At 69.5% G+C, this 12654-nt stretch carries 10 protein-coding genes; 6 read left to right on the top strand and 4 right to left on the bottom strand.

What is annotated here, in order from left to right; genetic code table 11:
• Positions 1-63: 63 nt before the first annotated feature.
• The 3 genes from Q8M82_RS01590 to Q8M82_RS01580 all read right to left on the bottom strand — a co-directional run bounded on the left by Q8M82_RS01590 (position 64) and on the right by Q8M82_RS01580 (position 3787).
• On the bottom strand, positions 64-531 hold the full coding sequence (locus Q8M82_RS01590; protein ID WP_305689636.1) for a (2Fe-2S)-binding protein: 468 nt from the start codon (positions 529-531) through the stop codon (positions 64-66).
• Between the two features lie 299 nt (positions 532-830).
• Complete coding sequence (locus tag Q8M82_RS01585) at positions 831-1064, bottom strand: DUF2934 domain-containing protein (protein WP_305689635.1); 234 nt, start codon at positions 1062-1064, stop codon at positions 831-833.
• Positions 1065-1183: 119 nt separating this feature from the next.
• Positions 1184-3787 (bottom strand): bifunctional acetate--CoA ligase family protein/GNAT family N-acetyltransferase, encoded by a 2604-nt coding sequence (locus tag Q8M82_RS01580; protein WP_305689656.1) that lies wholly within the window; start codon positions 3785-3787, stop codon positions 1184-1186.
• Between the two features lie 117 nt (positions 3788-3904).
• Here Q8M82_RS01580 and Q8M82_RS01575 point away from each other — a divergent pair, with 117 nt between their 5' ends.
• Positions 3905-5359 carry a protein adenylyltransferase SelO gene (locus Q8M82_RS01575; protein ID WP_305689634.1) on the top strand — a complete coding sequence of 485 codons (1455 nt, stop codon included), beginning with the start codon at positions 3905-3907 and terminating at the stop codon, positions 5357-5359.
• Positions 5360-5407: 48 nt separating this feature from the next.
• On the opposite strand, the gene Q8M82_RS01570 is transcribed toward Q8M82_RS01575, so the two are convergent.
• Positions 5408-6310, bottom strand: coding sequence for a LysR substrate-binding domain-containing protein (locus tag Q8M82_RS01570; RefSeq protein ID WP_305689633.1), 903 nt, complete (start codon positions 6308-6310; stop codon positions 5408-5410).
• Positions 6311-6572: 262 nt separating this feature from the next.
• Here Q8M82_RS01570 and Q8M82_RS01565 point away from each other — a divergent pair, with 262 nt between their 5' ends.
• From Q8M82_RS01565 to Q8M82_RS01545, 5 genes are all read left to right on the top strand, one after another.
• A complete protein-coding gene (locus Q8M82_RS01565; protein ID WP_305689632.1) occupies positions 6573-7913 on the top strand; it encodes an NAD(P)H-dependent oxidoreductase in 1341 nt (446 codons plus the stop codon).
• 75 nt (positions 7914-7988) lie between these two features.
• Positions 7989-8984 (top strand): TRAP transporter substrate-binding protein, encoded by a 996-nt coding sequence (locus Q8M82_RS01560; protein ID WP_305689631.1) that lies wholly within the window; start codon positions 7989-7991, stop codon positions 8982-8984.
• Between the two features lie 64 nt (positions 8985-9048).
• Positions 9049-9564, top strand: a complete 516-nt coding sequence (locus Q8M82_RS01555; RefSeq protein WP_305689630.1) for a TRAP transporter small permease — start codon at positions 9049-9051, stop codon at positions 9562-9564.
• A 26-nt stretch (positions 9565-9590) separates the two neighbouring features.
• Entirely contained in the window at positions 9591-10874 is a 1284-nt protein-coding gene (locus tag Q8M82_RS01550; protein ID WP_305689629.1) for a TRAP transporter large permease, read from the top strand.
• Positions 10875-11008: 134 nt separating this feature from the next.
• Entirely contained in the window at positions 11009-12610 is a 1602-nt protein-coding gene (locus Q8M82_RS01545) for a gamma-glutamyltransferase family protein (RefSeq protein ID WP_305689628.1), read from the top strand.
• Positions 12611-12654 lie beyond the last annotated feature (44 nt).

The raw sequence follows: 12654 nt of genomic DNA, 5'->3' as shown, positions 1-12654 counted from the left end.
GGGAGGCGGCGGGCGACGATCGCACCGGCCTCGACCTCGCGAGGAAGGGAAACCAAAGCGAGATCAGCCGCGGCCGAGCGTCCCGCCCGCGACGACGTCGAGGATCGCGGTCTTGACCCGCGCATAGGTCCCGCACCGGCAGATATTGGTGATCTCGGCGGCGATGTCGGCCTCGGTCGCCTTCGGATTGGCCTGCAGCAGGGCGGCCGTGGCCATGATCATGCCGCTCTGACAGAAGCCGCATTGCGGCACTTCGTGCTTGATCCAGGCCTGCTGCACCGGATGCGTGCCATCGGGCGAGAGCCCTTCGATCGTGACGATCTTCTGTTCCGCCGTCACCGCATCGAGCGGGAGCGCGCAGGCGCGGGTCGCGACGCCGTCGATATGGACCGTGCAGGCCCCGCACTGGGCGACGCCGCAGCCGTACTTCGTGCCCGTCAGGCCGATCTGTTCGCGCAGGACCCAGAGCAGCGGCGTATCGCCCGCCGCTTCGACGTCCAGCACCTTGCCGTTCACATTGAGCTTCGCCACCGTCGACCTCCCGGTTCCGATCAAGAAGGGCAGCGAGAGAGCCCACGCGCCTCGCCGCGGGACCGGCGAGGCCCCAGGGCACACCGGTCAGACTTGAATTGGAACAGAGTGAAGCTCAGTTGCGGCCGCAAGCCAACAGCGGCCGCCGGGCCGATCACGCCGCGTGAGGACACTGGAATTTGCGTTCCGCGCGGCGGCAGGGCGGATTTTTCGCGCCGGCGTTCGGTTTGAGCCCGCCAATCGCTTCCGTTTCCGAAGCCGGTGCCGCGACCGGAATCACGGCAACGTGATCCCCTCTCTCAACCCCCCAGGCCGGCTGCGGGAAGGCTGCGCCCACCGCGACGGCGCGAGGGCGTTGCGGACGGCTTCGGCTTTGTCTCCGTCGCCGCGGGCTCCTCGCCGGCATGTTCGAAAGCCCAGATTTCCTTGGCGCGATCCCAGTGGCGACGATCCTCGCCCTCCGGGCGTCCATCCTCGATCCAGAGGCGGTAGGCGATCTTCCTGATCTCGCCGAGCGCTTTGTCGTCTTCCATGGTGGACATCCTCCATCCGGGGTTGGCGGCCGGCGGAACGCGGGCAGGCCTTTCCTGTGAACCGCCATCCGGCGTGTGCGTTCCCCAGGTTCGCGCCCGAAAAAGAGGCTGCGACCGGATCAACCGCGGGGCGGAGCCGGATCGACCGGCAGGGTGACGATGCGGATGGCGGTGTCGTCGGGGTCGTTGGCGATGTCGAAGCCGAGCTGCCGGCAGAGCGCGAGCATCCGCGTATTTTCGGCCAGAACCTGGCTGCGGATGATCTTCAGCCCTTCGGCCCGCGCCCATTCGATGATCAGGGTCATCAGGCTCCAGCCCAGCCCCAGTCCCTTCATGTCCGAGCGCAGCAGGATGGCGTATTCGGCCTCCTCATGGGCGATGTCGGCATGGAGGCGCACCACGCCGGCGACCGCGCCCGCCTCGTCCAGCGCCACGAAGGCCATGGCGCGGGCATAGTCGAGCTGGGTCAGATGGGCGAGGAAGGCGTGGCTGAAGGCCTTCACCGGCGCGAAGAAGCGCAGGCGCAGGTCTTCCGGCGTCACCTTCGTCAGCATCTCGGCAATGGCGCCCTCGTCGTCCGGCCGGATCGGCCGCACGTCGAACGTCCGTCCGCCGCGCAGGGCCATCCGCCTCACCCAGGCCGCCGGATAGGGGCGGATCGCCGGGCGGCGGCGCCGCTCCGGCCGGCGCTCCAGCATGATGCGGGCATCGACTGCGATGACGCCGGTCTCGTCGGCGAGCAGCGGGTTGAGGTCGAGCTCGCGGATCTCCGGCAAATCGACCGCCATCTGGCCGACCGCGACGATCGCGGCGGCGACCGCCTCGAGATGGGCCGCCGGCACGTCGCGATAGGCGGCCAGCACGCGCGAGACGCGGGTCCGCGCAATCAGCCGCGCCGCGAGGCCGAGATCGAGCGGCGGCAGGGCGACATGGCTGTCGTCGATCAGCTCGGCCGCGATGCCGCCCCGGCCGAAGACGACGACGGGCCCGAAGCAGGGATCGGTCGCGAAGCCGACGATGAGTTCGCGCGCCTTGGCGCGCTGGGCCATGGGTTGCACGGCCAGCCCGGTGATGCGGGCGGCCGGCCGCTCCTGCGCCACCCGCGCCAGCATGCGCTGCGCGGCCTCGCGGATCGCGGCCTCCGTCGCGAGATCGAGCGCGACGCCGCCGACATCGGATTTGTGGACGATATCGGGCGAGACGATCTTCAGCGCGACCGGCCGGCCCGAGGTCAGGAAGGGCCGGGCCGCGAGCAGCGCCGCTTCGAGATCCGCCGCCAGCACGGGCTTGAGCTCGGGAACGCGATAGATCGCCAGCAGTGCGGAGACCTCGCCGGCGTCGAGCCAGTCGCGCTCCTCGGCCAGGGCCCGGGCGACGATGGCCCGGGCCTGGGCAAGGTCGGGCGGCGGCACCTCGCCGGCCGAAGGCGGCGTCGCCATCAGCTCCGTCTGCAGGCGAGCTTGGCGCAGCAAATGCTGGAAGCCGAGGACCGCTTCCGCGCCCGTGGCGAAGGACGGCAGCCCGGCGGCCGCAAAGCGCGCCCCGACCGCCTCGTCGCCGCCGATCCAGGCCGCCAGCACGAGCTTGCCGCGGGCGGCTTCCTGCGCAGCAGTGACGACCGCCTCGGCGCAGGCCCCTGCCTCGGCGAGACGGTGCGGCGCATGGACGGCCAGAACCGCATCGACGCCGTCGTCGGCGAGCAGGGCGGCGAGGGTCCCTGCATAATCGGCCAGCGTCGCGACCTCGACGATCGCCTCCCGCTCGGCCTCTTCCGCCGTGGCTCCGCGCAGGGCGAGGCGCCCCCCGAGCTGCCGCAGGCGGCCGGCCGCCAGTGCGGCGAGCCCCGCGCCATTGCTGACGATCGCCAGCCGCCCGCCGACGAGCTGGCGGCTGCGTCCGAGCGTTTCTGCCGCGGCGAAGAGCTCGTCGAGATCGTTGACGCGCAGCAGGCCGGCGCGGTGGAAGGCGGCGTCATGGGCGCGGTCGGAGGTTACGATCAGCCCCGCATGGGTCAGTCCCCCGCTCCGGTGGGATGGCTGCCAGGGCTTCAGCACCAGCACCGGCTTGAGCCGCGCAGCAGCCCGCGCCGAGGAGAGGAAACGCCCCGCGTCCTCGACCTCGTCGAGCGCCAGCAGAATCGCGCGGGTGCGGCCGTCCTGCCCGAAATGGTCGAGCGCGTCGGCGAGGTCGATGTCGGCGGCGGCGCCGAGCGAGACGACGCCAGAGAAGCCGACCTCGCGGCGCGCCGCCCAGGCCAGGATGCCGGCCGCGATCGAGTTGGACTGTGCCACCAGCGCGAGGCTTCCGGCCGCCGGAACGAGAGGGGCGAAGCTCGCATTGAGCTTCAGGCGAGGCGTGACCAGGCCCATGGAATCGGGGCCGAGCAGCCGGATACCCGCTCGCCGGGCGGCCTGTGCCAGAGCGGGCGCATCCGAGCGGTCCCCGTCCACGACCAGCACGCCGGCGCAGCCGCGCGCGCCCGCCGCGGCAATGGTTTCGGCCGCGCCGGCGGCCGGCACGATGACGAGATCGACGGGCTCCCGCAGATCGTCCAGCGTGGCGAGGGGCTCGAACCCCGCCGCCTGCCGTCCCACGATGAAGCGGCGGCCGCCGAAGCCTTCCGCTGCAAGCCCCGCGAGAAGCGGCGAGGTCGAGGCCCCCGGCGGGGCGACGACCGCCAGCGAGCCGGGCTCCAGCATGCGTTTCAGTCGATCCGTGCCCATATGCGCAGCGTAGCCGATTCGGGTGCGGGCGTGTGTGACGGCCGCCATGGCGGGAACCCTTGCTCCCGATCCGGCTTTTCGACCAGGGGCCGCGATGCCCCGATCACAGGACACACCATGCCCATCGCCTTCGACAATTCCTACGCCAGGCTGCCGGAGCGCTTCTTTGCGCTGACGCCGCCCACGCCCGTCCCTCAGCCGCGGCTGGTGCGGCTGAACCAGCCACTGGCCGAGGAACTGGGCCTCGATCCCGCCTGGCTCTCGGGCCCCGAGGGGCTCGCCATGCTGGCGGGCAATGCGGTGGCCGAGGGCTCGACGCCGATCGCGACCGCCTATGCGGGCCACCAGTTCGGGAACTTCGTGCCGCAGCTGGGCGACGGCCGGGCGATCCTGCTCGGGGAGGTGATCGATCGCTTCGGCCGCCGCCGCGACATCCAGCTGAAGGGGGCCGGGCGCACGCGCTATTCGCGCGGCGGGGACGGGCGCGCGGCCGTCGGACCGGTGATGCGCGAATACATCGTGAGCGAGGCGATGGCGGCGCTCGGCATCCCGACCACGCGGGCGCTCGCCTTCGTGCTGACGGGCGCGCCGGTGATGCGCGACGAAATCCTGCCCGGCGCGGTGCTGACGCGCGTCGCTGCCAGCCATATCCGCGTCGGCACTTTCCAGTTCTTCGCGGCGCGGCAGGACACCGAGGCCCTGCGGGCGCTCGCGGACCATGTCATCGCGCGCCATCATCCGCAGGCGACGGAGGCGCCCAACCGCTATCTCGGCCTGCTCGAGGCCGTGATCGCGGTGCAGGCCGACCTGATGGTGCGCTGGTTGCTGGTCGGCTTCATCCATGGCGTGATGAACACGGACAATGTCTCGATCGCCGGCGAGACCATCGACTACGGCCCCTGCGCCTTCCTCGACGCCTATGACCCCGCCACCGTCTTCAGCTCGATCGATACAGGCGGACGCTACGCCTATGGGAACCAGCCGACGATCGCGCTGTGGAACCTGACCCGCCTGGCCGAGGCGATGCTGCCGCTCTTCGCCGAAGAGACCGAGGCGGCTGTGGAACTGGCACAGGACGCGCTCGCCGGCTTCGCGCCGCGCTTCCAGGCCGGCTACGACGCCGGCATCGCCCGCAAGCTCGGCCTGCCCGGCGACAGCGAGGCCGATACCGTGCTGGGCGCCGAGTTCTTGGGTCTGCTCGGCGCGCGCGAGGCGGACTTCACGCTGACCTTCCGCCACCTCGCCCGGCTCCAGGCCGGCCGCGTCGACGAGGCGCCGCTGCGGGCGGCACTGTCGGACGACCCGGCGTTGGTGGATTGGCTGGCCCGCTGGCGCCAGCGCAGCGCGGACACCGCGCCTGGCGCGCTGCTGCGCGTCAACCCGGCCTATATCCCGCGCAACCACCGCGTCGAGGCCGCCATTGCCGCCGCGCAGGAGCGGGACGATTTCGGGCCCTTCGAGGAGTTGCTCGCTGTGCTCGCCGAGCCCTTTGTCGAGCATCCGGGCTATGCGGATTACGAGACGCCGCCGCGGCCGGAGGAGCGCGTGCTGCGCACCTTCTGCGGCACCTGAGCCCCTCGGCGGATCGTTCTGCTGCGCGGGGCCGGCTCCCCAGCCGCCTCAGAGCTTGGCGAGCTCGGCCGGTGTCGGCCCCTCGGCGATCTTGTCCATCAGCCAGCCGACGAAGGCCTGGATCTCGGGATTGTCCCGCTCCTCGCGCCGATAGATCAGGCGATGGGCCACGACGCCGATGCCGGTCGGGCCGAGCGGCATGACGAGCCTGCCCGCCGCGAGGAGATCGCGCGCCTGCAGCGTCGATTCGAGCGCGAGGCCCAGCCCGTCCTCGGCAGCGGCCAGAGCGAGATGGGCACGGTCGAACTGCAGGCCCCTGGCGCTCAGGGGTACGAAGGGGGCGTGTCGCGCGGCCCACTGGTCCCAGGGCACGACGCAGCGCAGCGAGTGGATCAGCGGCACGCGGGCGATGTCGCCCGGGGCCTCCAGCCCATGGGTGGCGACGAAGGCCGGGCTGGCAAGCGGGACGATCAGTTCCTCGCCCAGCGCCACCGCTTCGCAATCCTCGGGGACCGGCCGCGCATACTGGATGTCGATGAGGATGCCGTCCTGCCCCAGGCGGGCCGGCTCATGGCTGGCGAAGAGCGAAACGTCGATGCTCGGGTGCTCGCGCAGGAACTGGCCCAGCCGCGGCATCAGCCAGAGCGTCGCCAGGCTGGGCGAGGCGTGGATCGGCAGGCGCCGCACGCCCGCCCCCGAGGCGACGCGGATCGTCGCCGTCATCAGCCGCGCGAAGCTCTCGCCGATCGAGGCGGAATAGGTCAGCGCCTCCTCGGTCGGGACGACGCTGCGGCGCACGCGCAGGAACAGGGGTCGCCCCAGCATGCCCTCCAGCGCGCGCATCTGATGGCTGATCGCCGACGGCGTCAGGTTCATCAGCTTGGCGGCGCCGGCGAAGCTGCCGGCCTCCATCACGGCGCGGAAGGTCTGCAGCCATTGCAGCGGTGGCATGCCTCCTATCATCGGTGAATCCTATTCGTCGATCATGCCAAGATTCTTCGTTTTTAAGGCGAGCGAACCCCATGTTACGCCTGTTGCATGAGGAATGCAGCTCATCAAACGAAGCTGCGGCCCGCAGGGAGGAAAGACGCGCCGACAACCGGCGTCAGGTGACGCGCAGCCCGCGTTCGCCACCCTTTTTCCTTGCGACGCCTCCTCGAATAACGAGACGTCCGACCCCTCGCGGTCGGCCTGGCGAGGAAAGAACCGGCGCATGAACCTGCACAGACTGCTTCTCGAACGGAAGGCCGCCGGCAAGCCGGTCACCGTCGCCATCATCGGCGCCGGCAAGTTCGGCACCATGTTCCTCTCCCAGGCGCGCAGCACGGACGGGATGCACATCGTCGGCGTCGCCGACCTCAACACCGCCCGCGCCCGCTCGCAGCTGAGACTGGCCTGCTGGCCGGAGGAACAATATGCGGCGGCCTCGATCGACGACGCGCTGAAGAACGGGGCGACGCTCGTCACCGATGACGGGGACGCCCTGATCGACCATCCCGGCGTCGAGGTGATCATCGAGGCGACGGGCGATCCGGGCGCCGGCATCCGCTTCGCGATGCGCGCCATCGCCAACGGCAAGCACATCGTCATGGTCAATGTCGAGGCCGATGCCTGCGCCGGGCCACTGCTGGCGCGCAAGGCGCGCGAGGCCGGCGTGGTCTATTCGCTGGCCTGGGGCGACCAGCCGGCCCTGATCGCGGACCATGTCGACTGGGCCCGCGCCTCGGGCTTCCGGGTCGTCAGCGCCGGCAAGGGCACGCGCTACCACCCGACCTATCACCAGTCGACGCCCGACACGGTCTGGGACATTCTCGACAAGTACATGAAGATCAAGGATCGCAATTCGATCAATCCGAAGATGTTCAACTCCTTCGTCGACGGCACCAAGTCGGGCATCGAGATGACCGCCGTCTGCAATGCGACGGGGCTGGAATCGCAGGCCGAGGGCCTGTCCTTCCCGCCGGCGACGCGGTTTGAGCATGCCGAGATCTGCAAGCCCAAGGCCGATGGCGGCGTGCTGGAGCGGGCCGGCGTCACCGAGGTCACCTCCTCGGTCTATCGCGACGGCACGGATGTGCCCCATAGTCTGGTCATGGGCACCTATGTCGTCTTCGAATCCGACAGCGCCTACAGCGAGGAGTGCTTCCGCGAGTATTCGATGCTGCCCGACAAGAGCGGCCGCTACTCCTGCCTCTACCGGCCGATCCACATGATCGGGCTGGAGCTCGGCATCTCGGTCGCCTCCGCCGCGCTGCGCCACGAGCCGACGGGCGCGCCGATCTGCTTCAACTCCGATGTGGTCGCCACCGCCAAGCGCGACCTCAAGGCCGGCGAAATGCTGGATGGCGAAGGCGGTTTCTGTGTCTGGGGCAAGCAGACCCCGGCCAAGACCTCGCTGGCGGAGGGGTACCTGCCGCTCGGCCTCGCCCATCGCGTCAAGCTCAAGCACGACATCGCGCTTGGCCAGCGGCTGAAATGGTCGGACGTCGCCTTCGACGCCAATGATTCCGCGGTCAAGGTTCGCCGCGAGATGGAGGATCACTTCCGGGGCTGACGCAGCCCCGGCCCAGCAGTGCAGACCGGCGAGAGCCCGAGACAACGGGCCGGCCCAACGTCCAGGGAGGACATCATGACCAAGAGCAGAACAGACCAGCCGACCCGCCGGACCGTCCTGGCAGGAGCCGCGCTCGGCGCCGGCCTCATCGCCATGCCCGGCATCCTGCGGGCCCAGCAACTGAAATGGATCGGAGCATCGGCGACGCCGCAGACCGACTTCATCTCCCAGAGCCTCGACGTCTTCGCCGCGCGCGTGAAGGAACTGTCCAAGGGCCAGATCGACATCGCCTCCCACCATGCCGGCGCGCTCGGCGGCGAGCGCGAGAATGTCGAGGGGCTGCTGCAGGGGTCGATCCATGTCGCGACGCCGGGCGCCGCTCTGCTCGCCGGCTGGTACAAGCCAGCCGAGGTCTTCACCTATCCCTATCTGTTCAAGAACGTCGCCCACAAGGACAAGGTCATGACCGCGATCATGGCCGAATATGGCGACGACGTCGCGGCTCAGGCCAAGCTGCGTCCGCTGGGCGCGATCCCGCGCATGCCGCGCCAGCTCTCCTCCAGCCGCGTCGTCAAGACGCCGGCCGATCTCAAGGGCTTCAAGATCCGCGTGCCGGAGACGACGATGTGGCGCCGGACCTTCGAGCGCTTCGGCGCCTCACCGACGCCGCTGCCCTGGCCGGAGGTCTTCCAGGCGCTGAAATCAGGCGTGATCGAGGGTCAGGAGAACCCGATGGCGCTGACCTTCAACGGCGGCATCTTCGACGTGAACAAGAACCTCGCTCTGACCGAGCACATGATGCAGGACAACATGATCGTGATCTCGGAAGCGAGCTTCCGCGCGGTCAACGAGGAGCAGCGCAAGGCCCTCGTGCAGGCCGCACGCGACATGGAAGACGCGCTGCGTCCGAAGGTGATCGCCGACGACGAGCGCATTCTCGGCCTGGTCAAGGCCAAGAACATCGCGATCAACGATGTCGACAAGGACGCCTTCCGCAAGACGCTCGAAGGCATGGAGACCGAATTCGCCCATGTGAAGAAATGGGTCGACCGGATCAAGACGATCGCCTGATCTCCGGCATCGCCGCCGGGCCCGGTGCGGGCCCGGCGCCTTTCTCTCTCGTGACGGGGATGCCATGCAGCGCCTCACCGGACTGCCTGCGCTGTGGCGCAGGGTTTGCGATGTCTGCGACTGGACCGCCCGCGCCATCGTCGGCGCGTCGATCGCGGCCATCGTGCTGATCACCATCGCAGCGGTCTGGTATCGCTACGGGCTGGAGCGCCCGCTGTCCTGGACCGAACAGGTCTGCCGGATCCTGTTCGTCTGGTCGGTCTTCGCCGGCGCGGCGGTGCTCTACCGCAACATGCTCCACATCGCGATCGACATGTTCGTGCTGATGCTGCCGCAGCGGCTGCAGACGCTGGTGCTCTGGCTCAACCAGGGGCTCGTCCTGCTGCTGGCCGTGCTGATGCTCTGGTTCGGGCTGCAGATCTCGATCGGCACGCTCGGCCAGACCTTCGGGGCGCTGGAGATCAGCCCCGCCTCCTTCTATTTCGCCGCGCCCTTCTGCGCCGCCCTGATGATCGTGTTCTGGATCGAGAAGCTGTTCGATCCGACGAGGCGCGATCCGCTCGGCGACGTTCATCTCTAGACCTGCACCTCTAGGAGACGATCCCCATGGCCGGCGTGCTGATGCTGTCGTTCGGCGTGATGATGGTGCTGGGCCTGCCGATCGCCTTCGCGATGGCGCTGGCCGCCGTCATGACGATCGCCAACCACCCGACGCTGCCCTTCTCGGTTTTCGTGCAGCGGGCGTTGATCGGTGCCGATTCCTATTCGCTGTTGGCGATTCCGTTCTTTATCCTCGCCGGCAACATCATGAATGTCGGCGGCATCACCACGCGCATCATCAGCTTCGCCAATGCCTGCGTCGGCCGGTTCAGTGGCGGGCTCGGCCTCACCACCGTGATGTCCTGCATGGTCTTCTCCGGAGTGTCCGGCTCGGCGGTGGCGGATGCGACCGCACTGGGCAAGGTGCTGATCCCCGGCATGAAGCGCTCGGGCTACGATCCCGGCTTCGCCGCATCGATCACGGCCTCGGCCTCGGTGATGGGGCCGATCATTCCGCCCTCGATCCCGCTGGTGATCTATGCCCTGTCGGTCGGCAAGGGCGTCTCGGTCGCCGCCCTGTTCCTCGGCGGCGTCATTCCCGGCCTGCTGCTCGGCGGCGGGCTGGCCATGGTGGTCTACCTGATCTCGCGGGCCCGGAAATATCCGGTCAACGAAGCCGTGCCGATGCGCGAGGTGCTGCGCTCCGGCAGGGGCGCGATCTGGGCGCTGATGATGCCCTTCGTGATCCTGTTCGGTGTCACCGGCGGCGTGGTCACCGTCACCGAGAGCGCCGCCGTGGCCGTGCTCTATGCGCTCTTCGTGGCCATGGTGATCCATCGTGAGCTGTCCTGGCGCCAGCTCTGGGGCATCTGCGTCCAGAGCGGGCTCGATTCCGCCGTCGTCATGATCATCATCGCCTTTGCCGCCGGCTTCGGCTGGCTCATGGCGGTGAGCGGCCTGCCGCGCGAGATCGCCGCCTGGATCGGCGCCTTCTCGGACAGTCCCTGGGTCATTCTGCTGCTGATCAACGTGCTGCTGCTGGTCGTCGGCTGCTTCATGGAAGCGATCGCGGCGATGATCATCCTGATCCCGGTGCTGATCCCGATCGTGGAGGCGGTCGGCATCGACCTCGTGCATTTCGGGCTGATCATCGTCTTCAACCTGATGCTCGGGCTGCTCACACCGCCGGTCGGCATTCTCCTCTACATCTGCGGCAACTTCGCCCAGGTGAAGATCGAGCGCGTCGTGCGGGAGGTGCTGCCCTTCTTAGGCGTCGGGTTCGGCGTGCTGGTAATCATCACCTTCATCCCCGAGGTCGTGCTCTGGCTGCCCCGGCTCGTGCTGAACTGAGCCTAGTGGCGCCGCCATGCGCGCCACGCCGGCCCCGGCCCGCGCAACGCAGGCCGGGGCATCTGTCGCGCCCGGCCTCCGTCATGCTCTGATCGCGCTCCGGCCGCTCAAGAGCTGCTGCAAGGAGACCGACGATGGATGGCCGCCGCCCGACGATCCAGTCCCGCCACGGCATGGTCGCCGCGGCTCATCCGCTCGCGGCCCAGGCGGGCGCGAGGCTGCTGATCCAGGGCGGCAACGCCTTCGACGCCATCGCCGCGACCGCAGCGGCACTCACCGTGGTCGAGCCCTTCATGTCGAGCCTGTCGGGCATGGGCTCGGCGACGCTCTGGTCGGCGGCGGAGGGGCGCGTGAGCGTGCTCGACTTCGTGCCCCCGATCCAGAAGAGCTTCCCGGCCGAGCGGTTCTCGCAGCGCAGCGACCTCGAGCGCGGTCCCCATGCCGTGGCGATGCCGGGCAACCTCGCCGGCTGGTGCGAACTGGTCACGCGCCATGGCCGGAAAACGCTGGCCGAGGTCTTCGCCCCGGCGATCGCGCTGGCGCGGGACGGCTTCGCCCTCTCGGAATTCGGCGTCGCCGAGTTCAACGAGCAGGCGCCGCTGCTGCAGGCCTGGACCGAGCTCTATCCCGGTTTCGCCGCGACCTATCTGCCCGAGGGCGGGCCCGTCCGCGTCGGCCAGGTGCTGCGCCAGCCCGATCTCGCGACGACATTCGCGGCAATCGCGGCGGAGGGGCCGGATCATCTCTATCGCGGCGCGCTGGGGCAGCGCATCGTCGCCCATCTGCGTTCGCTCGGCGGGCTGATGACGATGGAGGATCTCGCGGCGGTCACCCCGCGTTGGCGCGAGCCCTTCGCGGCCTCCTATCGCGGCCTCACCGTCCATGTGCCACCGCCGCCCTGCGAGGCCTTCCAATTCCTGCTCAGCCTGAAGATCCTCGAGGGCTGCGATCTCGGCGCCCTCGCCAAGGACGGGCCGGAGCATCTCGACCTCGTCTTCCGCGCGATCCGGCTGGCGGCCGGGGTCCGCATCGCCGCCAACAATCCCTCGCCCGAGCGTCTCGCCGCGATCTTCGCGAAGGATGCGCTCGCCGCGCTGCGCCGGCGCCTGACCGACGGCGCGCCGGTCGAGGGGCCGACAGAGCAATGGACGCCGCAGCCGGGCGAGGACCCGGCGCATACGACCTCGTTTTCGGCGGCCGATGCGGATGGCAATCTGGTGTGCATCACCAACAGCCTGGGCAGCCCCTTCGGCAGCGGGATCGTGGTGCCGGGCACCGGCGTCTGCCTCAACAATTTCCTGTACTGGTCGGACGTCCAGACCGGCAGCCCGAACCGCTCGAAGCCCGGCGACGAACTGCCGATGTGCATGTCGCCCAGCATCTCGACGCGGGACGGCCGGCCCGGGCTCGCGCTGGGCACGCCGGGCAGCTACGGCATCATGCAGACGCAGACGCAAGCCATGGTGCAGCATCTCGATTTCGGCCTGCCGCTACAGGACGCGATCGAGGCGCCGCGCGCGCGGCTCTGGGACGGGCGGGCGATCGAGGCCGAGAACCGGATCGCGCCCGAGACCCTGGCCGAACTGCGCCGGCGCGGCCACGCCATCACCGCCTTCGACACGGGCTGGACGATGCGCTGCGGCGGCATGCAGGCGGTGTCGGTCGACCCCGTCACCGGCGGCGTGATGACCGGCGCGGCGGACCCGCGCCGGGATGGGTATGTCGTGGCGGTGTGAGAGATACCAATAGCGCGCCGTCATCCCGGACGCAGCGAAGCGGA

This window comes from Allobosea sp., assembly GCF_030694325.1.
Classification (GTDB): Bacteria; Pseudomonadota; Alphaproteobacteria; order Rhizobiales; family Beijerinckiaceae; genus Allobosea.
This window is presented reverse-complemented; position numbering and strand designations above follow the sequence as displayed.

What these genes read in the sequence shown, in the direction of transcription:
- Q8M82_RS01585 (WP_305689635.1), bottom strand. Translation starts at nt 1,064, where the DNA reads ATGGAAGACGACAAAGCGCTCGGCGAGATCAGGAAGATCGCCTACCGC.
- Q8M82_RS01580 (WP_305689656.1), bottom strand. Translation starts at nt 3,787, where the DNA reads ATGGGCACGGATCGACTGAAACGCATGCTGGAGCCCGGCTCGCTGGCG.
- Q8M82_RS01575 (WP_305689634.1), top strand. Translation starts at nt 3,905, where the DNA reads ATGCCCATCGCCTTCGACAATTCCTACGCCAGGCTGCCGGAGCGCTTC.
- Q8M82_RS01570 (WP_305689633.1), bottom strand. Translation starts at nt 6,310, where the DNA reads ATGCCACCGCTGCAATGGCTGCAGACCTTCCGCGCCGTGATGGAGGCC.
- Q8M82_RS01565 (WP_305689632.1), top strand. Translation starts at nt 6,573, where the DNA reads ATGAACCTGCACAGACTGCTTCTCGAACGGAAGGCCGCCGGCAAGCCG.
- Q8M82_RS01560 (WP_305689631.1), top strand. Translation starts at nt 7,989, where the DNA reads ATGACCAAGAGCAGAACAGACCAGCCGACCCGCCGGACCGTCCTGGCA.
- Q8M82_RS01555 (WP_305689630.1), top strand. Translation starts at nt 9,049, where the DNA reads ATGCAGCGCCTCACCGGACTGCCTGCGCTGTGGCGCAGGGTTTGCGAT.
- Q8M82_RS01550 (WP_305689629.1), top strand. Translation starts at nt 9,591, where the DNA reads ATGGCCGGCGTGCTGATGCTGTCGTTCGGCGTGATGATGGTGCTGGGC.
- Q8M82_RS01545 (WP_305689628.1), top strand. Translation starts at nt 11,009, where the DNA reads ATGGATGGCCGCCGCCCGACGATCCAGTCCCGCCACGGCATGGTCGCC.